General features: G+C 34.7%; 24 protein-coding genes. 7 read left to right on the forward strand and 17 right to left on the reverse strand.

The features are described from left to right. Positions 1 to 45: 45 nt before the first annotated feature. The 5 genes from AC806_RS10440 to AC806_RS10460 form a co-directional block, all read right to left on the reverse strand. Positions 46 to 444 carry a cytidine deaminase gene (locus tag AC806_RS10440; protein ID WP_061840761.1) on the reverse strand — a complete coding sequence of 133 codons (399 nt, stop codon included), beginning with the start codon at positions 442 to 444 and terminating at the stop codon, positions 46 to 48. Next, a complete protein-coding gene (gene deoC, locus AC806_RS10445) occupies positions 417 to 1,118 on the reverse strand; it encodes a deoxyribose-phosphate aldolase (protein ID WP_069029277.1) in 702 nt (233 codons plus the stop codon). Before deoC ends, AC806_RS10440 begins: the two co-directional genes overlap by 28 nt. A gap of 11 nt (positions 1,119 to 1,129) precedes the next feature. Next, the gene (locus tag AC806_RS10450; protein ID WP_014125663.1) at positions 1,130 to 2,431 is read right to left on the reverse strand and encodes a pyrimidine-nucleoside phosphorylase; all 1,302 of its coding nucleotides are present in this window, start codon (positions 2,429 to 2,431) and stop codon (positions 1,130 to 1,132) included. Between the two features lie 177 nt (positions 2,432 to 2,608). Next, entirely contained in the window at positions 2,609 to 3,625 is a 1,017-nt protein-coding gene (locus tag AC806_RS10455) for a LacI family DNA-binding transcriptional regulator (protein WP_069029278.1), read from the reverse strand. After that, a complete protein-coding gene (locus AC806_RS10460; protein ID WP_069029279.1) occupies positions 3,622 to 4,233 on the reverse strand; it encodes a class I SAM-dependent methyltransferase in 612 nt (203 codons plus the stop codon). Before AC806_RS10460 ends, AC806_RS10455 begins: the two co-directional genes overlap by 4 nt. A gap of 185 nt (positions 4,234 to 4,418) precedes the next feature. Here AC806_RS10460 and coaA point away from each other — a divergent pair, with 185 nt between their 5' ends. After that, complete coding sequence (coaA, locus tag AC806_RS10465; RefSeq protein ID WP_069029280.1) at positions 4,419 to 5,342, forward strand: type I pantothenate kinase; 924 nt, start codon at positions 4,419 to 4,421, stop codon at positions 5,340 to 5,342. A 58-nt stretch (positions 5,343 to 5,400) separates the two neighbouring features. Further along, positions 5,401 to 6,948, forward strand: coding sequence for a glutamine-hydrolyzing GMP synthase (guaA, locus tag AC806_RS10470; protein WP_197492676.1), 1,548 nt, complete (start codon positions 5,401 to 5,403; stop codon positions 6,946 to 6,948). A gap of 450 nt (positions 6,949 to 7,398) precedes the next feature. On the opposite strand, the gene AC806_RS10475 is transcribed toward guaA, so the two are convergent. Continuing rightward, positions 7,399 to 7,707: an MGMT family protein gene (locus tag AC806_RS10475; protein ID WP_061841366.1), complete on the reverse strand. Its 309-nt coding sequence runs from the start codon at positions 7,705 to 7,707 to the stop codon at positions 7,399 to 7,401. A 337-nt stretch (positions 7,708 to 8,044) separates the two neighbouring features. On the opposite strand from AC806_RS10475, the gene AC806_RS12180 reads away from it, so the two are divergent. Next, entirely contained in the window at positions 8,045 to 8,128 is an 84-nt protein-coding gene (locus AC806_RS12180; protein ID WP_123985538.1) for a type I toxin-antitoxin system Fst family toxin, read from the forward strand. 304 nt (positions 8,129 to 8,432) lie between these two features. On the opposite strand, the gene AC806_RS10480 is transcribed toward AC806_RS12180, so the two are convergent. Together AC806_RS10480 and AC806_RS10485 are read right to left on the reverse strand one after the other, a co-directional pair. Next, on the reverse strand, positions 8,433 to 9,851 hold the full coding sequence (locus AC806_RS10480; protein ID WP_069029282.1) for an ISLre2 family transposase: 1,419 nt from the start codon (positions 9,849 to 9,851) through the stop codon (positions 8,433 to 8,435). A gap of 258 nt (positions 9,852 to 10,109) precedes the next feature. Next, the gene (locus tag AC806_RS10485; RefSeq protein WP_061841365.1) at positions 10,110 to 10,325 is read right to left on the reverse strand and encodes a helix-turn-helix domain-containing protein; all 216 of its coding nucleotides are present in this window, start codon (positions 10,323 to 10,325) and stop codon (positions 10,110 to 10,112) included. Between the two features lie 105 nt (positions 10,326 to 10,430). On the opposite strand from AC806_RS10485, the gene AC806_RS10490 reads away from it, so the two are divergent. Beyond that, positions 10,431 to 10,733, forward strand: a complete 303-nt coding sequence (locus AC806_RS10490) for a hypothetical protein (protein ID WP_231960492.1) — start codon at positions 10,431 to 10,433, stop codon at positions 10,731 to 10,733. Positions 10,734 to 10,895: 162 nt separating this feature from the next. On the opposite strand, the gene brnQ is transcribed toward AC806_RS10490, so the two are convergent. The 3 genes from brnQ to AC806_RS10505 all read right to left on the reverse strand — a co-directional run bounded on the left by brnQ (position 10,896) and on the right by AC806_RS10505 (position 13,976). After that, entirely contained in the window at positions 10,896 to 12,212 is a 1,317-nt protein-coding gene (gene brnQ / locus AC806_RS10495; protein ID WP_069029283.1) for a branched-chain amino acid transport system II carrier protein, read from the reverse strand. 74 nt (positions 12,213 to 12,286) lie between these two features. After that, complete coding sequence (locus AC806_RS10500; RefSeq protein WP_014125683.1) at positions 12,287 to 13,168, reverse strand: serine hydrolase; 882 nt, start codon at positions 13,166 to 13,168, stop codon at positions 12,287 to 12,289. 289 nt (positions 13,169 to 13,457) lie between these two features. Beyond that, positions 13,458 to 13,976 carry a helix-turn-helix domain-containing protein gene (locus tag AC806_RS10505; protein ID WP_069029284.1) on the reverse strand — a complete coding sequence of 173 codons (519 nt, stop codon included), beginning with the start codon at positions 13,974 to 13,976 and terminating at the stop codon, positions 13,458 to 13,460. Positions 13,977 to 14,370: 394 nt separating this feature from the next. Between AC806_RS10505 and AC806_RS10510 the strand changes: the two genes are divergently transcribed. Then, complete coding sequence (locus AC806_RS10510) at positions 14,371 to 15,384, forward strand: phosphotransferase (RefSeq protein ID WP_069029285.1); 1,014 nt, start codon at positions 14,371 to 14,373, stop codon at positions 15,382 to 15,384. A 57-nt stretch (positions 15,385 to 15,441) separates the two neighbouring features. Continuing rightward, on the forward strand, positions 15,442 to 16,734 hold the full coding sequence (locus AC806_RS10515; RefSeq protein ID WP_069029286.1) for an acyl-CoA thioester hydrolase/BAAT C-terminal domain-containing protein: 1,293 nt from the start codon (positions 15,442 to 15,444) through the stop codon (positions 16,732 to 16,734). A 114-nt stretch (positions 16,735 to 16,848) separates the two neighbouring features. Here AC806_RS10515 and AC806_RS10520 read toward each other — a convergent pair whose 3' ends face one another. Beyond that, positions 16,849 to 17,514, reverse strand: a complete 666-nt coding sequence (locus AC806_RS10520) for a class I SAM-dependent methyltransferase (RefSeq protein WP_014125693.1) — start codon at positions 17,512 to 17,514, stop codon at positions 16,849 to 16,851. Positions 17,515 to 17,703: 189 nt separating this feature from the next. Beyond that, the gene (locus tag AC806_RS10525; RefSeq protein WP_231960493.1) at positions 17,704 to 18,741 is read right to left on the reverse strand and encodes an IS4 family transposase; all 1,038 of its coding nucleotides are present in this window, start codon (positions 18,739 to 18,741) and stop codon (positions 17,704 to 17,706) included. An 87-nt stretch (positions 18,742 to 18,828) separates the two neighbouring features. On the opposite strand from AC806_RS10525, the gene AC806_RS10530 reads away from it, so the two are divergent. Next, the gene (locus AC806_RS10530; RefSeq protein ID WP_002331383.1) at positions 18,829 to 19,509 is read left to right on the forward strand and encodes an IS6-like element IS1216 family transposase; all 681 of its coding nucleotides are present in this window, start codon (positions 18,829 to 18,831) and stop codon (positions 19,507 to 19,509) included. 22 nt (positions 19,510 to 19,531) lie between these two features. On the opposite strand, the gene AC806_RS10535 is transcribed toward AC806_RS10530, so the two are convergent. The 4 genes from AC806_RS10535 to AC806_RS10555 form a co-directional block, all read right to left on the reverse strand. Continuing rightward, complete coding sequence (locus tag AC806_RS10535) at positions 19,532 to 20,251, reverse strand: protein rep (protein WP_083207584.1); 720 nt, start codon at positions 20,249 to 20,251, stop codon at positions 19,532 to 19,534. 224 nt (positions 20,252 to 20,475) lie between these two features. After that, positions 20,476 to 20,823 (reverse strand): ArsR/SmtB family transcription factor, encoded by a 348-nt coding sequence (locus AC806_RS10540; protein WP_014125720.1) that lies wholly within the window; start codon positions 20,821 to 20,823, stop codon positions 20,476 to 20,478. 18 nt (positions 20,824 to 20,841) lie between these two features. Further along, complete coding sequence (locus AC806_RS10545; RefSeq protein WP_069029287.1) at positions 20,842 to 21,459, reverse strand: CadD family cadmium resistance transporter; 618 nt, start codon at positions 21,457 to 21,459, stop codon at positions 20,842 to 20,844. A 997-nt stretch (positions 21,460 to 22,456) separates the two neighbouring features. Continuing rightward, a complete protein-coding gene (locus AC806_RS10555; RefSeq protein WP_014125723.1) occupies positions 22,457 to 22,633 on the reverse strand; it encodes a hypothetical protein in 177 nt (58 codons plus the stop codon). Positions 22,634 to 22,726 lie beyond the last annotated feature (93 nt).

The raw sequence follows: 22,726 nt of genomic DNA on the forward strand, positions 1-22,726 counted from the left end.
TAAAAAATATTTTTAATTTAAACAGCTTTTAACTACTCGAATCCATCATAAATCTTGCCCAATAAATGAATAGGGAAGTAGTTGTTCCACCGTCATTTCTTTTTTTGCTCCATGCTTACCTACAAGCGTTAACGGCATATCCCGTGCAAAAAATTCAACCATTACTTGGCGACAAGCACCACACGGAGCAATCGGTTGTAACGTATTACCAGCTATAACTAAATGCTCAAAATCTCGTTCCCCTTCAGAAACTGCCTTAAATATGGCTGTTCGTTCTGCACAATTACTTAAACCATAGGAAGCATTTTCAATATTAATCCCTTGGTATATGTTCCCCTGCTTAGTCACCAAACAAGCGCCTACTGGAAAATGTGAATAAGGAACGTAAGCTTTTTTCAATGCTTTTTGTGCTATTGCTATCCATTCTTCTTTTGCCTTTGCCATCTTCCACCTCCTAATTTCTTCATTTTATCGTTTTTAGTCATCATGGATACACTAGCACTTATTTCTAACCTGCTAGCACCCGCTTCAAGCATGGCTAATGCTTCATCTTCATCATAAATACCGCAAGAAACTTTGACGCCCATTTCAGGAGCAACAATTTCTTTTAGCAATTTTACCTCTGCTACTGTAGTATTTACTTTTAACAGTCCAGTAGAAGTTTTTATAAAATCAGCGCCAGCTGCTCGTGCAAGTTCGCAAGCTTTCAATAGTTCTTCTTTGGTTAATAAGGTCATCTCAATAATAACTTTTACTAACGCTTGATCCTTAGCTACATCAACAACTGCTTGAATATCTGCTTGGACTTTTTCTTCCATACCAGATTTTAGCGCTCCGATATTCATCACCATATCAATTTCATCTGCACCATTTTCGATAGCATTTTTTGTCTCAAATGCCTTAGCTTCTGAAGTATTTGTTCCAAAAGGAAATCCAATCACTGTACATACGACTGTTGGGTCACGTTTTAATTCCTTGGCTGCTAGAAAAACCCAGCTGGGACTGATACAAATAGCATAAAAACGTTGCTTTTTTGCTTCTTCAATCACCTCTAGCACTTCTTTTCGGGTGGCTTCTGCTTTTAAAAGCGTATAGTCGATTATACGATTTAACTCCATTTTTCTAACCCCTACTCTGTAATGATTTCATGGACTAATATTGGTTTATCAGCAGCTTCTCCGATCTGAATATTTTGATATAATTTCTCTTTGATTGGTTCAATTTGTTCAGTATTGCTATAAATTGTCACTAAGGATTCTCCTTTTTCTACTTGTTCGCCAACTTTTTTATGTAACTTTAATCCTACACCATAATCGATCGTTTCTTCTTTGGTTTGACGACCTGCGCCTAACATCATGGCAGCAATACCAATTTCATTGGCTACAAGTTGTGTAACAACACCCGCTTTTTTAGCAGGTAACTCGATTTTAAAAGGCGCTGTTAATAATTTCTCAGGTTGGCTACATATAGATTCGTCACCGCCTTGATTTTTGATCATATTTTTAAAAGTTTCAAACGCTGCTCCGGAAGAAACAGCTTCTTCTAACAGGCTTCGAGCTTCTTCTAAAGTTTCTGCTTTTTCACCTAAGACTAACATTTGGCTACCAAGCACATAACACATCTCTAATAAATCATTAGGGCCTTCTCCTTGCAGGGTTTCGATGGCTTCTACAACCTCTAAACCATTTCCGATCGCCTTTCCTAAAGGTTGACTCATATCAGAAATGACCGCCATCGTTTTCCGCTTAGCAAGTTCGCCGATACGAACCATTGTATGAGACAATCGTCTTGCATCTTCAAGGTTTTTCATAAATGCACCCTCACCTGTTGTAACGTCCAAAACGATCGCATCTGCACCTGCAGCGATTTTCTTACTCATAATCGAACTTGCAATTAAAGGAATTGAATCAACTGTCGCCGTCACATCACGTAAGGAATATAGTTTTTTATCTGCTGGAGCTAAGTCACCACTTTGGCCGATCACTGCTACTTTGTTTTTATTTACTTCGTCAATAAACGCACGGTCAGAAAGTTCGATTTTAAACCCTGGTATAGATTCCAATTTATCCAACGTTCCTCCAGTATAGCCCAAACCACGACCAGACATTTTAGCAACTGGCACACCTACGCTTGCCACTAGAGGAGCTAAAACTAAAGTCGTTGTGTCTCCAACGCCTCCAGTTGAATGTTTATCAACTTTAATCCCCTCAATCGAAGATAAATCGATCTTTTCTCCTGAATCAGCCATTGCTAAAGTTAAAGCTGTAATTTCTTCATCAGTCATATCCTCATAAAAGACAGTCATAAGAAAAGCACTCATCTGATAGTCAGGAATCTTATCTTTTGTGTATTCTTGAATTATAAATTCAATTTCCTCTTTGGTTAAAGCGTACCCATCCCGCTTTTTTTCAATTAAATCAACCATGCGCATTCAGACAAACCCCGCTTCCTGATTTTCAATTTATTATACAATACTTTAAAGGGAGGTAAAACATTTAAGTAAAACGGTTTACTAAACATACTCATAAATGAAAGCCCTTTCTGAATTTAGAATACAAGACGCTTTCATAATTGTCAATCCTAAGTTGTAACAATTCAAAAAATTAAATCATTCAGATGCTAAATTTTTTACACTCTCACGAAAAATTAATTTTGTTTCAAAAATTTTGTTCGGAATTCGCTGTTCCGGAAACTCAATAGCATCTACAATAAATTTAGCTGCAGTAAATCCAATATCAAATACAGGCTGTTCTATAGTGGTTAACGGCGGATTCATAAATTTAGAAAAGCTCAGCCCATCAAAGCCAATTACCGAAATATCATCAGGTATTTTATAGTTTTGTTCGTAAATAGCGCGGTAGCAACCCATAGCCATAGCATCATTACTACAAAAAATCGCCGTGAGATGCTTTTGTTTTAGTAATTGTTGAGCAGCATAATATCCACCTTCGACCGTTAAATCAGCCGTTACTACATTTTCATGTTTAAACAAAATACCGGCATCTTTTAAAGCTTGGTAATAACCGTTATATCGTTCTTCTAATTGATAGTAATCGGTATTTTCTTTAATTAAACCAATATTATAGTGCCCGCTTTTTACTAGATATGAAACAGCTTGATAAGCTCCTTCATATTCCTTAACCATCAAACGCCCATTATCGCGTTGATTAATACCACGGTCAATCAAACCCAGAGGCATAGTCTGTGAAAATTCACTATCAACACTATATTCTTCCGGCAAAATATTAGGGGTAGCTAAAATAACACCTTCAACTGAACGATCTGCTAACTGTTGTAATAATTGAATCTCTTTTTCTAATTCATGATGAGAGTTACAAAGGACTAACATGTAACCTAGAGGATTGGTATAACGTTCAGCGCCTTCAACAATTTTAGAAAAGAAAGAATCTGTTACATCCGGAACAATCATGCCGATGGTTTTTGAATGACGAGTAATCAAATTAGAAGCAAAAAAATCTGGTTTATATTGATATTTTTCAACGATATCATTGACTCGTTGCCGTGTTTCTGCGCTAAAGCGTCTTCCTTTATGATTCAAAATCTGAGAAACGGTTGTCACTGAAACGCCTGCCATTTCGGCAATCTGTCGGATAGTCAGCTTCATTTCTTTTCCTCCTTGTAACTTTGAATAATATAGTATCCCTTATCTTTTTTTATGATTGAGGCATTGCCAAATACATCCTGCATTTTCTTTTGCGCACTGGGTGCACCTTGTTTTTTCTGTATAACAATCGTTAATGTTCCTGCTTCTTGTAAGTAGTGATAACTATCTGCAATAATCTGATGTACTACTTTTTTCCCAGCACGAATGGGCGGGTTACTTAAAATAGCCGCATAATTTTTTTCATAAACAGCGCTATAAATATCAGAAAAATGAATATCTACATTGTCAATTTGATTTTGACTAGCATTTTGCTTAGCGAGTTGAATCGCTCGTTCATTCACATCTGTCATTTCAATTTGTCGATCACTCGCATGAGCGATTGCCAATCCTATTGGACCATAACCACAGCCCACTTCTAAAATCTTTCCCTCAGGTAAATTTTTCCATGAAAAAGTTTGAATAAGCACTCTTGAGCCATAATCGACTGTCCCTTTAGAAAATACACCGCTATCTGTGGTAAACTGGAACTTTTTGTCTAGTAATTCAAAAGACCAAGTTGAAGTATCATGCGGGCTTTCTGGAGTTGTTTGATAATAGTGATTCGTCATATTTTTCTTCCTTTTTATATTGTTACTTTTATCATACCGATTTTTTGCTTAAAGTAAATGAAAGTTCTGCTTTTTTTCTACTGTAACTAGGAGCTATTTTGTTTTTGTGTTAAAATATTTATGTTGATTTTAGAATTACAGCGGTCAAAAAAATAATCTGTTTATTTGTTATGTGAGGAGGAACCATGGAAGAATATATGAATTTCTATCAAATTCCTCGTAGCGAATGGCAAGGTTTTTATACACCTAAACATCTGCCATTAACGCAAGAAGAATTAGATAATATTAAAAGTTTGAACGACCGGATTTCAATGCAAGATGTAGAAGATGTTTTCATTCCGATGTGTCACATGATTCATTTACATATGAAAGAATACGAATCATTAACTTTAAGCAAAGGGCTTTTCTTACATCGTTATATAAAAGTCCCCCCATTTATTATAGGTATTGCTGGTAGTGTAGCCGTAGGAAAAAGTACGACAGCACGTCTATTACAAACCCTGCTATCAAGATTGTTTCCTAAACAAGATGTGCAACTAATTACTACCGATGGCTTTTTGTATCCAAACCGCGTGTTAGAAGAACGGGGTATTATGGACCGCAAAGGTTTTCCTGAAAGCTATGATATGGAACGACTCATTAAATTTTTAAACAGTGTAAAATCTCGTGAAAAAGATTTGAAAATTCCGCTTTATTCTCATAAAAGCTATGATATCATCGAAGGGGAATATGAAACAATCTCGCAACCAGATATTTTGATTGTTGAAGGAATTAATGTATTTCAATTGCCTGCAAACCAACAAATTTACGTTAGCGATTTTTTCGATTTTTCCATTTATGTCGATGCAGACCCTGCTTTGGTAGAACGTTGGTACTTAGAACGTTTCGAGTCTTTGTTGGACACTGCTTTTCAAGATCCTTCAAATTATTATTATGAATATGCTATGGGCGATCGTAAAGAAGCGATTGACATGGCAAAATCCGTATGGAAAAATGTGAATTTGAAAAACTTAAGGGAATTTATCTTGCCCACAAGATCGCGAGCAGATATAATTCTCCATAAAACAAATTATCATAAAATCGATAAAATATTGCTACGCAAATTTTGAACGTTTTATTTAAATCTAAGTAGAATAGAGGGAAAACAATTTGAATAACGCTGAGCAATTGGCAGACGTAGAAAAAATTATTGTATTAGACTACGGCAGCCAATATAATCAACTCATTACCCGACGCATCCGTGATTGTGGTGTTTTTTCCGAGCTGTTAAGTCATAAAACGACAGCAGAAGAAATTAAAGAAATGAATGTAAAAGGAATTATCTTGTCCGGTGGTCCAAATAGTGTCTATGATACCGACTCCTTTGGTATTGATGAAGAAATTTTTGAGCTGGGTATTCCTATTTTAGGGATTTGTTACGGTATGCAATTAGTAACACATCGTCTCGGCGGTACTGTTGAAAGAGCCCAAAACCGTGAATATGGTAAAGCTGGTATCGAAATTACCGCAGAAAAAGCAAGACTATTTAGCGCTACTCCTGATCATCAAACCGTTTGGATGAGTCATGGAGATCTAGTAAAAGATCTACCCACTGATTTTGAAGTAGTCGCAACAAGCAAAGATTGTCCGATTGCTTCCATTCAAAATGCAGAACGTAAAATTTATGGTGTACAATTTCACCCGGAAGTCCGTCATACCGAATACGGTAATGACTTATTAAAGGAATTTGCTTTAGATATTTGCCAATGTAAAGGCGATTGGACGATGGAAAACTTCATCGACATGCAAACCGCGAATATCCGCGAAAAAGTTGGCGATAAAAAAGTCTTACTTGCCCTATCTGGTGGCGTTGATTCCAGTGTTGTTGGCGTGCTTTTACACAAAGCGATTGGCGACCAACTCACTTGTATTTTTGTCGACCATGGCTTATTGCGTAAAAATGAAGCAGAACAAGTGATGGACAGCTTAGGTGGCAAATTCGGTCTAAACATTATCAAAGTTGATGCCCAAAAACGCTTTTTAGACAAACTGGCTGGTGTAACGGATCCAGAACAAAAACGTAAAATTATCGGTAACGAATTTATCTATCTATTTAATGACGAAGCTATTAAATTAGCCGGTGAAGAAGGCATCAGTTTCCTAGCGCAAGGAACTCTTTATACTGACGTTATTGAATCTGGTACCGAAACCGCGCAAACGATTAAATCGCACCATAATGTCGGTGGATTACCCGAAGAAATGAGCTTCCAATTGATTGAACCTTTAAACACCTTGTTTAAGGACGAAGTGCGCGCATTAGGAACCGAACTTGGGATGCCAGATACCATTGTTTGGCGCCAACCATTCCCAGGTCCTGGTTTAGGTATCCGTGTGTTAGGTGAACTATCCGAAGAAAAACTAGAAATCGTCCGCGAATCCGATGCGATCTTACGTGAAGAAATCGCAAATGCTGGCTTAGACCGAGATATCTGGCAATACTTCACCGTACTACCCGGCATCCGTTCTGTCGGTGTGATGGGAGACGAACGAACTTATGATTACACAGTCGGTATCCGCGCCATTACTTCCATTGATGGTATGACCGCTGACTTTGCACGCATCCCGTGGGATGTATTGCAACACATCTCCGTACGTATCGTAAACGAAGTCGAACATGTAAATCGCATCGTGTATGATGTGACGAGTAAGCCCCCAGCTACGGTGGAGTGGGAATAGTTCACTAACTTGATTTGGTAGTGAACGGTTGTTTTAACAGCATTATTTCGGATTATAAAATGGATAAAAAGACTTGAATTGATTACGTTCCCCGTCAAAATTCCGCCAGAAAATTTTGACTAGAAGGCTATCATATCAAATTTTAAGAGAGATATATTCAAAATATATCTCTCTTTTTTATACCCTATTCCGCCGGTTGTATAAACTTAGGATTTATATTAGAAATAATGGGGCAACTCGTATTAGATAATAATAATAATTAAGTAATAGATATTGTTTTAAAATAATTTTAGAACATAGGAGATTTCGAGTAAGCATATGATGTAGATCTTAAATAAAGGGATGATATACTAGAGTACCATACAGGTCGTCCAAAACGCTAATTCACCACGGAACTGGAACAAGTTGTTTAAATAAACTGGGCTATATCTACCCATATATAAATTATTACTAATCCTCCCACTGAAACTTCTTCAAATCGACGTGGTTTTCATCTTTCAAAAAAACACCTTCCTCACGGAGTAAGACTGCTTGTTCTACCCAACCCGGAGCCAGTCTACCTGCATGATTCACCACACGATGACAAGGATATTTCCCATAATATTCGGCTCTGCTGAGGACTTTTCCCACAAGTCTAGCGTTTTTTTCTCTGCCAATTAATCTGGCAATTTGTCCGTATGTAGCGACACTACCTTCTGGTATTTCTTCTACAGCAGAGAGAATCTCGTAGATCAAATCTTCATCTAAAACACGTTTCATGAATGATCAACCTCGCTTTTCCAATAGAATAAAAAACCTTCTTGAAATTTATTATACAATTTTTATTGTCCATTAACCAAAATATTATAGTCAATGTCAAAAATTATAACTACAGATATACTAACAAAACGGCTAAAAATGACGACAATATTAGAAAAATATGATTTATACATCCGATAATTAAGCTGAAACATAGTAGTTAAATGATTGTCAGCAATCTTAACTTCACAAGCATTTACAACTGCTAAATTAAAAGAATCATTGTAAAAGTCATCACAATATAATAAACTGTGTTATAATATTATTTGGCAACTTGCCCTAAAAGGGGGTGTTACTTGTGAAGGACTGCATCTCATTAGTTATTGCCCCGCTTTTTGTGGGTCTAGTCATTACACTAGTTAGTCATTGGTTAGATGACTAGCAAATAACTGAATTGTAAGTTGCTAACTAACTGCACACGCTCGAAACTCACAACGGGTGAACAAAAAAAGCCAATCCTACTACTATAGGGTTGGCTTTTGTGCTACTTGCATAGACTGCATCTCATTTCACATCTTTATTATAGCATATTAACTCTAAATATGTACATAAACATGTTCATGTTGTATGTGTCAAGTTTATTGAGGTTGAATAAAAAAACCGTCTTTTGGGCAGACACAAAGTTATTTTTCAACCTCACTTTCGTTCGGTTTGCCCTCATCATCTCTAACAAAAACAAGTTTTTATTAAAGAACATTCGGGGTCATTATTAATTGATTCAGTCCTTTGGCGAATTGGCCTAAAGGCGCACTTTTCGCTTTTCCTTCGCCAATCTGTCCTTTAAATGCACCTTCATGGGCTTGGAAACGAGGCTTTTTCTGTACCCAACGTTTCATAGCTTGCCAACGCTTTTCCTGGGCAACCACATCATTCGGAAGGGCTTCATATTGATTCAACCAATCTTCAAATTCTTGGTTTCTTAAACTATCAATGACACGAATCATGGCTTGCGCCCCCGTTTTTGTCCACAAACGACCTTGGCGCTTCATGCGATAGGTGATTTTTCGATGGGTACTTTCGATCGTACCAATACAAGCTTTAGGATCCTTGATTCCTCGTGCTTTCAATGATTTTAAATAAGGCCAACTTCTTTGAAGATAGTGATGCAGTAAACGTAAATGCTCAAAATCTTCGGCTTCCTTTTCTTCAATCAAGCTTTCCGAAGTATCTAAAACCAGCTGGACCTCTTGCCAATTATAATGTTCAATCGCTCGTATCATCCGATGTTGGAGCTGGGGAACAAAAGCCATTCGTTCCTTGATTTTCCGATGGACATGGTACCGATCACGGAAGTGTTCATGACGCAAACAACCTAAAGCCAGTTCATCAAACACTGCTTTTTCATAACCCGAACCGCCGTCACTATTGGAAATGACCACGGTATGACTTAAATCATAATAGGCTTGAAGATAGGCCATCATTTCTTTATATGCTTTTTGCCGATTCAGATGACTCACAAAGTGCGGGGCGATCATTTCCGAACGGTTGCCTACTTTCTGGCTGCCTTCACACACTTGAAAACGGTGAACTTCAAGAGATTGTTTCTTCTGTCCGTTGATCTTTACGCCGTCTCCTTCCAGATATAAATAGGGCACTTTTTTCTTGGGGATCACGCCCTCATAACGACTTTCATGCGTGCTTCTGGCTTGGATGAATTCGCCCGTTTTAACCACCAATTGTTGCACATTTTGATGACTCATCTGCCAAGAAGTTAAACAGTCGATCGCTTGAGAAACATGACGATAGACCATGTTACTGCCTAATTGAGCCACGTTTCGCAGAACCAGCGAACTATAACGAAGGCCTTTTCGAATCCCTAGAAATTCATCTAAAGGGTAACGAATGTCGTTGGCTTGATTTTTCATTCGCCGACGAACATAGGTCACGGGACCAAACAAGAAGGTGATGGTTCTTTCGCTTTTACGATCGACGCGAAAGCCTTCTTTCTTACATTGCGCACAAATTTCTTCATCAAGCGTTTGAAAAGCTAGTTGGGTAATGGTCGCTATAAGTTGTGTAAAAAAGATCATCATGGCTCTTTCTCTTGCTAAAAAATTCGTTTCCTTCTTCATTACTTCCACTAAATCTGTTACAATAGAATCCATAAGAAACCGCCTTTGTTCATTAGTGCCTGTCACAGCCCAATGAATAGAGTAACGGTTTCTTTTTTATTCGTCTAGAGGATACCTCAATAAATTTTACACTTAGGTTCATGTTCTTCTTTAAAATTTGAACTAAAGCCACTTCCACATTACTACTTTGAAAAAACGTCTTTTTCGACAGATAAGTTAGCGACGAAACAAAATATTAATTTTTTATCCAATCAGCAAATTGCAAAACAATGCTTTTACTGTACTACGTTACTATTTATTCCAGTTTTTATTCTTCGTTCTATCAAGCAAGTAATCTACACTAACATCAAAATAATCAGCTAGTTTAATTAAAGTGCTTGCTGTCCATTCTATTTTCCCAGTCTCGTATTGCGAATAAGTATTTTGCGAAACATTTAGTAACTCAGCCACTTGCCGTTGTGTTATATCATTATCTTCTCTTATGGAACGAATATTTTTATAACTCATCTTTATCACCTCTTTTCATTATAAATATCTGTATTAAAGATATTGTTTTTCATCTGTAATACAAATATGATTAAAATATCCAATATTTCAAAAAGGGAGATGATTATGATGACAGAAAAGAAAGAACTTATAACAAAGAAAAACCAACCTATTAAAGCAATTACTCAGCAAGATCTCCACAAATTAAAGGAGACTTTGGAAAAACTCCAATCTTGGGTGGTCGTTTTAGAAGTCATTGATAAGTTCTTTAAGCACGAAAAGGAAACATTAAACAAAAAGAAAATTATGCAAGAATATCATGCTAACGCACAAATCTTTGAAATTTTTCTTGACGATTTCCTCGCTAACACCAATAATTTAGAAAATCAGTTTGAAGAATTACGAAGCAGAGAAAAGATACATTTCTAAGATTTTCCAATTTTTTAAATCCCGTATGCGTTAGTAATAAAACAATAAACGTCACTACTAACGCTAGAAATACAACAACATTAAGAAAAGGCATCCCACTTCAATAGGATGCCTTTTGAGTGAAACAATTTTTGTTTTCTTTCACGTATTTATGACTTCATGCTATTTCCTCCATGCAAAAGAAATCCCTTTAGCAATCACACCTACTACCACGGCAGGGATAATCCAAGAAAAGCCTAAATCTGAAAAAGGGAGAGTGACAAAAGGCGTAATGTAATCCCAACTTGAATTAAATTCTTTCAATCCATCGTTTAAACTAACAAATAATATGATTCCAACAACACTACGATAAACGATGGTATCACACGATACATACTTATTGATAAAACTCAATAGAATCAATGCAATAATCACAGGGTAGACAACATTTAAAACAGGAACTGAAAACTGGATCAATTTTTCTAACCCGATATTAGCTACGGTAGCACTAAATAAAACAAAAAATAATAAAAACTTTTTATAAGTTATACGTGGAAATCGCTTGTTAAAATACCATGCACATGAAGATAGCAAGCCTACTCCTGTTGGAAGACAAGCAAATATAACGACTAAACCAAAAAGAAAGTTCCCCGCACTTCCAAAATAATTGTTAGCGACTCCGGCTAATATGTCTGCTCCAGAAGAAAAACTCAGTGTAGAACTGCTTGCTCCAATATATGCAATTCCTAAGTAAATAAAAGCTAATAAAATTGCAGAAATAGTTCCTGCTTTTAAAATAACCTTTTTTCTAACCGTCTGATTGAACTCTCCTAAGTCTTTAGTAGTGTTGATAATAATCGTTGCAAAAACAATCGACACGATAGTATCCATTGTTAAATAACCTTCTTTTACTCCACTAGAGAAAGGTGCTTGCGCATATTGTCCTTGAGGCAATTGAAAATCACTCATTGGATTAAAGATCGTTGTCACAATAAAAACACCTAAAATCAATAGCAAAACAGGCGTTACTATTCTGCCAAAGCGATCCATAAATTTACTAGGATATAAGGCTAAGTAATACACCAATCCAAAAAAGGCAATACTATAAATTAGTAGTCCTATCTGTGAATTGCTTTGATTTAAAAAAGGAGACACCCCAATTTCAAAGGAAACAAGCCCTGTTCTGGGAGCCGCCATTAATGGTCCAATCGATAAATAAGTAATAATGGTTAGAACTTTAGCAAAAGTTGGATGAACCTTTGTTGCTAAGCTTTCAGTATTTCCGTCTTCGCTAACGTTAGCAATGGCTACTAATCCCAAAACTGGTAAAGCTACTCCTGTAATTAAAAAGCCGGCCATAGAACGCCATAAATTTCCCCCTGCTTCGCTTCCTAATCCTGCGGGAAAGATTAAATTTCCTGCACCAAAGAAAAGAGAAAAGACCATAAGTCCAATGAATAAAATTTGCCTAGAAGTAATTTTATTACTTTTATTTGTCATTTCTTCACCTTCATCTATATATTTCTTTTGAAAAATAAATCCTACTGTTTAATCAATCACTGCGTATTTTATGACTACAACAAATAATCGCTTGAAATACGCGTTAAGTCTTCGATGACTTGACTCCCCTCTTCAATCGTTGGATTTTGATCAGATAGAGCCACTGCAAGATAACTATTATCTCCACGCGTTACTTTACCAATACTTGTAACAGTCCATTCATCATTTATATCATTAGGTAACCAACCGTTTTTAAAAGTAACATCACTTGACCCGGCATAAATTCCCCAACTTTGGTCAGGATCAATCTGGTCCATCAAATCAATAATCTGTTTTTGTGAGTCTTCATTTAAATATTGTGAAGGTGTATATAGTTCTTGAAGTAACTTTATTTGATCTTTTGTTGTCGTTGTCGTTTTCCCCCATGTTTCTTCATCTGCTTTTGTATCATTCATTTCTAGATCATCAAAAAGTTGCTGTAGCGAAGAATAACCCCCTAATGAATCTAAAATAGTTGTCGCTGCTTCATTATCACTATGCATAATCATGCTAGATAAAAGATCAGTTTCTTCCTCAGTTAAGTCTTCTTGTTTTTCTTCTTTTTCATGCAGCAATAACATCGCTATATCTACTTTTGCAATACTTGCTGTCACATACTTTTCTTCTTTTTCATTATTTGTGTAAGTATAACTCTCTTCATTTTCCAGATCGTACACTCTAAATTCTAATGAATTGGGATAAATTTCAGCCCACTCATCTCCTTTTTTCTGCAACTCGTTTTCCAGTTCATTTTTATCTTCTTCTGGTTTTTCAGCTGTCGCTTGCTTTTCCGTCGTATTTTCAGTTACCGCTTTTTCTTCTGGTTTAGTTGTCGTATGCTCACCTAACCAAAAGCCTAATACTAAAAAGAAAATCGCTCCTAATAGGAGAGGAAAAATTTTTATAAATGTTTTCATTTTTCTATTTACAAGTCCTTTCCTTTTCAAAGGTTTAACAAAAAATGACTTCTAAGAATTATTTTTATTTTCTGAATTTTCACTGACTAAATTAATTCACAGCAATAACACTAATTTATCACACGAAAGAATAGAGGCAAAGCCATTATCTTTTAAATAACGAGAAGAAGTACATTTTTAAAATGCAAAACAAAAAAGAACTAATTGTTATATTTAAAAATAAGTTCTAATAAAGCTTAAAAGAAAATCATTTCTTTCCGTTTAACTAATAAAAAAACAAAAGATTTTTCTACGAAAGCTCTGATATCGTTTGAAAATAACTAATGATTTCTTCATGTAGAAACGGTATTAATAATAAAATTAGCGTAATAATGCTTAACACTACAGCTTTTTTTGAAAGTGCTTGGTTGATCTTTTGCCAATCAAGTGAAAAAAGTAAAGCTATAAAGAAAATCATTCCACCTAGGTGTAACCAAGGCATAATTTCTTGGAAATTGGTATTAAAAACAAATAAAATAGCAAAAATAAGTACCGTTATAACGAAACTTACCCCTACATTTTTTTCTACCGGGGTAAATTTTTGAATGGTTTTAAATTTATTCATAAGTTTTTCATCTTCTCTGATAAGTTCGTCCAGTGAAATTGCAAAAAGATCACTAATAGCAACAATGTTAGCGAAACTAGGTAACGCAACGTCCTGCTCCCACTTAGAAATAGATTGTCGTGAAATATGCAACTTATCAGCTAGTTCTTGCTGAGACCAATGTTTCATTTCGCGTTGTTTTTTTATCTGCTCACTTATCTTCACAAAAATTCCTCCTCTCATTCTTAGTTAAACATTGTCCTTTAATAAAGCATAGCACTGCATGGTTGCAAGTAAAAAATTACGAAGAGGAATTCTTATACAATAACTTCTTAAAAAAGTAAGAAGATAAGGGTAATACCTAGGTAAACTAAGGTGTCTTTTTATCTAACTGTTTCATACAGTTAGAAATTTGCTGTTTCTGACCTTCTTCTGCTTTTTTATATGTACGCCTCCTCGTTTTAGGCATTTTTAAAGTAAATGGACATGCAGTGAATTTTTATAAATATTTGGGATATGAAGAAAAGAAGAAAAGACTTTTAAAATAATCAAAACACTTAAATAAAACAACTTTTTTAATCTAATAGCAAAATCATAATATAGAATAGGAGATAAGAAGTTGAAAGAACCGAAAGAATACACCGAAATAGCCCTAGAAAAACAAGCCAAACTATTGGACATGAGCTCTTACTTGGAAAACGGAATCTACGTTTTTGATACAGACTTTAGAATGGCTTTTAAAACAACAAGACCCAATCATCCTATGATCAATACTCTCAACATGCCAAAAAAAGAGAAACAATTTATCACTGAAATTAAGCATTCTGAAACGAAGTATTTCAATGGGAGTATCTTATGGTTCTGTATTAATGGTGATATTAAAATTTTTTCAGATGATAAAGTTCTTACGATCTGTTCGGATAAAGAAAGCTATCAGAGGAAAATAGAGAACTACGCTTATTTTTCTCCTTTCTTTCGTATTCCTACATTAAGCAAACAAGATACTAAACACAACATGTTGGTCGAAGAATTTATCAACTTCGATGAAAAAACAGCCGACGACGAGCCCTTCATTTTTAAAAGGATGTATAACAATTACCGTGATTATTTTACCTACTTGACACGTCTTACAAAAATTGGTTATCAAACATTAAATCAATTATGGGAAATAAGTTCGCACACTGTTTATAGCCCACAATTTGAAAAAATAACGAAAAAAATTGCTCCAGAATTGTTTTCTATGAAGTTTCCATTCATTAACCTACATGGAGATATGTGGTCGGATAACATTCTTTTAAGCCATGAACAAAACGGGAAAACATTATGGTACATCGACTGGGAAACCGCAGATAATTATGTTTTCTTCTACGATTTTTTTAAATTTATCTGGAATGAATTAGATGTTCATCAAGATGCTTCTTTTTACAAAAAATACATTGCAGGAGAATTTGACAATGAATTACGTCATCTTTTTTCTATTTTTGACCTAGATTTTCAACCAAAGCTTAAACAATCTTATTTTTGTTATTTTTTCCTTAACGCTATTCTTAATGATACAGACCGGATTGCCTTTAAATTTAAACAGGAAGAGATAGAGAACTTTGAACGTAAAGTTCTTCCATTAATGACTTAACCTAAAAATCTAACACTGATATAATAAAGATATTTATAAAGTATTGAAGGAGAATCTATGACTGCAACATTGCAAGTTAGTTCAATTCATTCATATGTCGACGAAGAACTAATAATCAAAGTTGTTGGGGCTAAGAAAAATACGAAAGTAACGATTCATGCCTCAACATATGATGAAAAGCACAAAAAGTTTAGCTCTTATGCAAACTTTGTTACGAATGAGGAAGGTACTGCTAACGTATCACAACAACCGATAGCAGGGACTTATGTCGAAGCTGACCCTTCAGGCTTGTTCTGGTCTATGGAACATAGCGGTTCCAAGTTAGGTGATTATTATGAAAAAAATAATGCTGATAAAATTTCTATTGACTTAATTTTGCAAGTAGAAGGAAAAGAGGTTGATGCAGTAACAATTAATAGATATTTTTATATGGAGGATACTATAAAAGAAACTGTGCAACATGGCAAAACAATTGGAACACTATTTCATCCCAAACGTAAAGGACAATATCCTGCTGTTTTGATATTGAGTGGTTCAGATGGTGGAGCGCAAGAACACGCGGCAGCTTTGTTAGCTTCCAAAGGATATACCACTCTTGCATTGGCTTATTTCGGCGTCAAAGGACTTCCAAAAAACCTTGAAAACATTCCATTAGAGTATTTTCAAGAAGCGACAAAGTGGTTAAAAAATCATCCATATGTCAATGGAGATATAAACTTAATGGGGCATTCAAGAGGTGGAGAACTCGCGCTGCTTTTGGGAGCAACTTTTGATGATTACCAATCCATTATAGCCAGTGCGCCTAGTGCTTATATGACTCCTGGAATGAAAAATGGTGTTTTTGCTTCAGTACCTTCATGGACCCTTAACCAACAAACGCTAGTAAACGTTACATTTAAGTTTCGCTTCAAAACTATCACGTCTATGTTAAAAAACTGGATACTAAAAAAACCAATCTCTTATCTATCTATTTGGGATGATACATTGAAAAAGCAAAAAGCATTAGAAAAAGCAAGGATTCCGGTAGAAAATATTCATTCGCCTATGCTATTGATCGCTGGAGAAGGTGACCAATTGTGGCCCTCAAGTCAATATGTAAAAATAATGGAAGCTAACCTTCAAAATACAAAATGGTCTAAAAGTAATCGTTATTTATACTATGAAAATGCAGGCCATTTTTTATCATTTCCCTATAGCTTAGTTAACTTACCTGCGAATGTTTTTATGAACATAGGCGGTAAAATGACAATGACATTTGGTGGTTCAAAGCGAGGAAATGCCGAAGCCGCCAAGGACTCTTGGAAACAAATTCTTACTTTCCTTGATGAAAATAATATTGACGAAATATAAGCTAAAATAATTTAAACATAAGACAATGACTACTTTAAATTATATTATTTTGTTTAAAAAACGAGCTGGTTCTCTTCGTAGAAGCAATTCGTTTTTACATTTTTTATTTAACAATTATCGTGATTTGCCAAGTACCATCATATAGCGATGTTCAATCGAAGGTACAAATCCTTTTTTCACAATTTCATAATGTAATTCTGTTAGTCCTTCAAGACATTTTTCAACTGAAAAATCAGGAAATTCCCACTCGATAATAGACGCATAATAGGCAATAGCACCGGCGTCAAAAAACTTAAGTTGAGCATAAAACTCATCGCTATTTAATACTTCAAAACCGATTTTTTCCGCTTGTTTTAACTGATAGCTTAATTGGTTGCGCAAATCAACTTTTAATTCTTTCTTCAGCAATCGTTTTGAGAGAACACGACTATTTTCACAGCCGACTTGTTGCGTGATAAATATGCCTCCACGCTTTAATGTACGGTATACTTCGTCCAATCTAAAAGCTTCATGCCGATTAATGATGATATCAAAGGTATTCTCTTTGTAAGAAAGAACATCGTCTTCTTTAACAAACTTCACAGTAATTCCTAGAGGCTCCAATTTTTCTTTACATAGTTGATAGTTAGGTAGATAACCTTCAGTGACAGAAGTTTTATGACCGGGATGCTCAAGAGTTAAAAGGACCTCTCCTCCTCCTGTCCCCATGTCTAACAATTGATCAGTTTCTTTTAAATATTGCCTTACTATTTCTAAATAATCCCAAGGTAGTGTGTCCATTTCCCATCTACCACTATCATCTAAATAAGAAAAATTCCAACCTTCTAAGGCAATGTCATTAACTTAAGCGTGTTGACAAAATAAAATCCAAAACAAACACAAGCTATCACTGTGTTTTGTTTTGGATTTTTTAATTTTTGTAAAAAAGAACGACTTAAATACACCAGCTAAAGACAAAAAGCCTTCTGTTCAGTAAGTATAACGATAAGAGCGTCTCGATTTGTTTTTACTTTCTTGTCGCCTGGCCTTTCTATCGGGTCGAATGGGGACAAGGTACGCTGTTAATAAGTTCTCCATTTGTATGATACTTTCTTCTCGTTTTTCATAGGTTTCCCCCATGATTGATTGGATGAAATAGGTTTTGATAATGCCAATTGAAATACTAATATTTCGTTTCATTTCGTATTTATAGCGCTCTTGAGGGATCGCCTTGGATTCATTTACCTCCATAATATGAAGCATCGTTAGATTGTATAACCACACACAACAATAGATGTCTTGAAAAATCAGCCGTTCTCGAAATCCACTAAATTCTTCTAGCTTCATACGATTTTTCAACACATTATAGACTGTTTCAATCTCCCACCGCAAACGATAGATTTCCCGCAGCCCTTCTAAAGAACATTCTTCTTGTGTAAGGTTGGTCAATAGTACCTCATTGTACCATTCGTTCGTATCCTTTCGTAGAATAGGAATCTTCACAAAACGTAAGCGATACGAGGTATTCATCAACTTTGTTCGGAAGCGCTGATCTTTCCGATAGTAGTTGGTTTGTTTCCTGTCAAAAGTCATATCAAACATTTGATCCTCACCGGAAGATAACTGTTGGGAATAACGTTTTAAGTTGCGCTTGTCCATTCTTAAGACAAACTTCTGTTTATTTTCTATTAATTGATCCACGAGTCGCATGGAAAAATAGCCACGATCAAATGTGGTAATGGTAGGATATCTCATCATTTCTTTTAACTCATCTATATGTTTGGCGGCAAATGTTCGTTCGCTAGAAGCGTACGCACCGACGCACGTATCAATGACTAACTTATTGATGCAATCATAAAGTACTGACACTCTTGCCATCACAGGACTATTCTCTAGAGCATCGTTAGTTACGCCATATTTCTCCATATTTTCTGATGAAGAAGGTAACGTAAGTGTGGAACCGTCAATAGCGGTTAGAATATACCCATTGAATTTTACTAAAGAGCTCGCACGGTTTTCATAAATCATCGATAGATAATCTGGTTCTGTTGCAAAGTTTTAAATCTACTATCAGATAAGGTAGAATAATAGAAAAAGATAGCAGGAGGAATGACGATGAGTCATTTTAAAGGAAAGCAATTTCAGCAGGATGTGATTATTGTAGCCGTGGGCTACTATCTTCGTTATAACCTTAGCTATCGTGAAGTTCAAGAAATCTTATATGATCGTGGCATTAACGTTTCTCATACGACGATTTATCGTTGGGTGCAAGAATATGGCAAACTACTCTATCAAATTTGGAAAAAGAAAAATAAAAAATCCTTTTATTCATGGAAAATGGATGAAACGTACATCAAAATTAAAGGAAAATGGCATTATTTGTATCGAGCCATCGATGCAGATGGTTTAACCTTGGATATTTGGTTACGTAAAAAACGGGACACACAAGCAGCCTATGCTTTTCTTAAGCGGTTAGTGAAGCAGTTTGATGAACCGAAGGTTGTAGTCACAGATAAAGCCCCCTCTATTACAAGTGCCTTTAAGAAACTAAAAGAATACGGCTTTTATCAAGGGACAGAACATCGTACCATTAAATACCTGAATAATTTGATTGAACAAGACCATCGTCCAGTAAAGAGACGCAATAAATTCTATCGAAGTTTACGCACTGCCTCTACCACGATTAAAGGCATGGAAGCCATTCGAGGATTATATAAGAAAACCCGAAAAGAAGGCACTCTCTTCGGGTTTTCGGTCTGTACTGAAATCAAGGTATTATTGGGAATCCCAGCTTAAATCATAGATACCGTAAGGGGTTTTATTCTTTATTTAAAACTTTGCAACAGAACCATTTATAAAGTGTATCGAACACTTTTTGATTAATTAAGTAGTCGCTATCTTTACCAGAATACTTCGCCATTTCGTATAATTCTTTGTTGTTATTCTGTTTGATTTTTTGAACATGTACTTGTGTGATTTCATCAATTCCTGTCACATCTTTCCATAAATTCAACCATTCTTTTTGACTGATATATGACTTTGTATCTTTAAAATATGATTTATTAACAGCTATCAAAACATGAAAATGTGGATTATAATCATCTCGTTTTTGATTATAAGTAACCTCTAATTTTCTTACATAACCTTTAGCTATCGATTTGAACTTTTTACGATTGCTTAAGCGTCTGAAAGATTGATTATAATGTTTAATTTCAGATTCTAAATCATCTGATTTCACATTAGGAGTGGTTAGAGTTAAAAATAAAAACTCTTTTTGTTCTTCTTGTTTGATATACTGCATCATTAAAGATAATCCCAATGCATCTTTACGGGCTTTACGCCAAGCACATACAGGACAGAACCGGTTTTTACATAAATTCGACTTATATAGTTTCTTTTTCTGCAGAGTTTTATCCGCAACAAATGATAAAAATGTATTACAGTCCTTTATCAAATACATCTGTCCCTCTCTCACATGTCTCTCAATAAATTTTTGAAATACTTGATTTCTTTGTTTTTTCTCAGTATACTTGTCCATGATATATCACATAAAACAACTCTGTTTTTTTACAAAACATTTTCTAAAAAAAAGTTGCTTTTTCTCCTTTCTATTTTCGTTTAGATTAGACACCTAAAACGATACAATAGTATGCTGAAAAAAGCAACTTTTTTTGTGTTCAATCCAGTTGTATCAATGGTTTGAACAATGTGAGGTTACCTTGTAATAGTTACCTATAGTATCAAGACAAGAAGAAACTCGTTTCAAAAACCCTCCTGATTTTTAGAGAAAAATTCTCTTATTTCATCGTCTTTAATAAAATAATATGCCATCTTTCCCTTTTTATAAAAATCAAGTACATCATTTTTATATAAAAGTCTTAAATGATGTGAAGTTGAAGCAACACTCATTTTCAATATCAAAGAAATATCACAAACACACAACTCATCTTCTTTAATCAAAGATAATATAATTTTCAATTTCTTCTCATCACAAATCTTTTCTAAAATGTTAAGTAATTTCTTAGATTTATCATCTTCTAAAAAACTTAAAACATTGTTAACTTTATCCTCATGTACACAGATCACATCACAAGCATTTTCATAACTCATATGAAATCACACCCTAAATTAAAATATAAATCCTAAAATTGTTTGAATAGTGTCATTTTCTATAATGATAAATAAACCTAAAGCTATATAAATAACAGCCATAATCCAACGACCAAATTTCTCAACAATTTCTCCAACTCCTGGAATATTAGCTAATTTTTGTGCAGTAAATACCAAGAAGAAAATTAAAATTAAAAAGACAAACAAAGTAATTAATAAATTAGTAACACTTAATGTCACAAAATAGGGAACAAATAAACTGATATTATCAGCACCACAACTTGCTATCGTAACAATTGCAATCGTACCAACTAATTTAGACAATCCTTTTTCATTCAATTCTTTTTTAGCTCTCTCTTCTCCGTCACTATCACCATAAATAGCCACTTTAATTCCTAAATAAATCGGTATTAACCCTAATAATCCTAATATCCATTTTTCAGGAACATAATTTAAGACAAAGGCAAAGAATAAACTTATGACAATCAATGCCACAGATCCTACATATTGACCAATATAAATATCTCGATATTCTTTCCTAGTCTTTGCTCTAGCAAAGAACATTAATAAAATCACTAATAAGTCTAATGCTGTCGCAATATAAAGAATAGCAGCAGTTACAATAGTCTGAATCATAATTACACCTCATTCAAAAATATTTTTGAATGTATTATAGCTTATTTTTTTAAATAATCATAGTTGCTTTATTCCAATTGCTTTATTGACGTTGAGCCTCGGAACCCTTAACAAACCCAAAACTTGTCGAATGGTCGGCTTAATAGCTCACGCTATGCCGACATTCGTCTCCAAGTTTAGTTAAGGGTTCTTCTCAACTTCAATAAATTTTCTCGGCATAAATGCGTGTCCTACTCTTCAAATGTTCATCCAAACAACATAAAAATTTGATAAATAGCTAGCACCAGCAACACAACATATACATATTCATTCGTTAAAAAATTCTCTAATGCTTCTCTGAATCTCATTTTTTAACAACTCCTGTTTTCTTATAAATTTATCCACTTTAAGTTTTTCTTTTAGCAAACTTTATCATAACTCTTACAAAAATTTTGAGTGCCTCTATTTTTAATTTTAAAGGGGCATTTTGAAGAAACACTAAATATTTACATAGTTTTATATCCAAAATTCTATATAAGCGCTTAAAACGCAAATAAGAGCCAAATAAATATATTTTGATTTCACATCACAATTTTTTATCAAAACCAGTGACAATTTTTAGACACTGCCCAGTTACATGCAAACTAAAATTTTGCATAAAATCCTTTAAAAAGTAATAACGTTTTTTAGTTCCTGCAGGGGCAAATTTCTGTAAAAAATACCGAAATCTTGATTTTGTCCCAAATGCTTTGTAAGAGCATAAGGGAAATTTGCAACCTTTCAAAAAAGGTTGGTCTGGCGAAGCCAGACATTTCAAGGGATACAGCGATTTCTAAAGTGCAATCATTTTTTTGCGTTTGTACCCAAAATGTACCCCTATAAATTGCGTTTGTACCCAAAATGTCCCCCTACATCTTGTGCCTGTACCCAAAATGTACCCAAACATTTTTTAGCACTTTTCAATAAAAAAACGCTAGCTTTTTCGCTAACGTCTTAGAAAAAATATCAAAATTTATACTCAAATTTCTTCGTCAATTTCATCAATCATTTGATGATTAATCTTACTTTTTTCTTCTTCGGTTAAATCAAAAATTTCACTCGCTAAGTACTCTTTTTGGTTCCAATGATAAAAAATTTGATAAATATATTCTGTCGGATCTACTTCTTTAAGATAATCTAAATCTCCATTTTTCAATTTCTTTCTTGCCTCTTTAAACAGTCCAGAATAAACAAGAATTTGTTTCCCTTTGAGTGATTTATAAGGTTCTGTTGCAAAGTTTTAAATCTA

Source organism: Tetragenococcus halophilus (assembly GCF_001712815.1).
In the GTDB taxonomy this organism is placed as follows: Bacteria; Bacillota; Bacilli; order Lactobacillales; family Enterococcaceae; genus Tetragenococcus; species Tetragenococcus halophilus.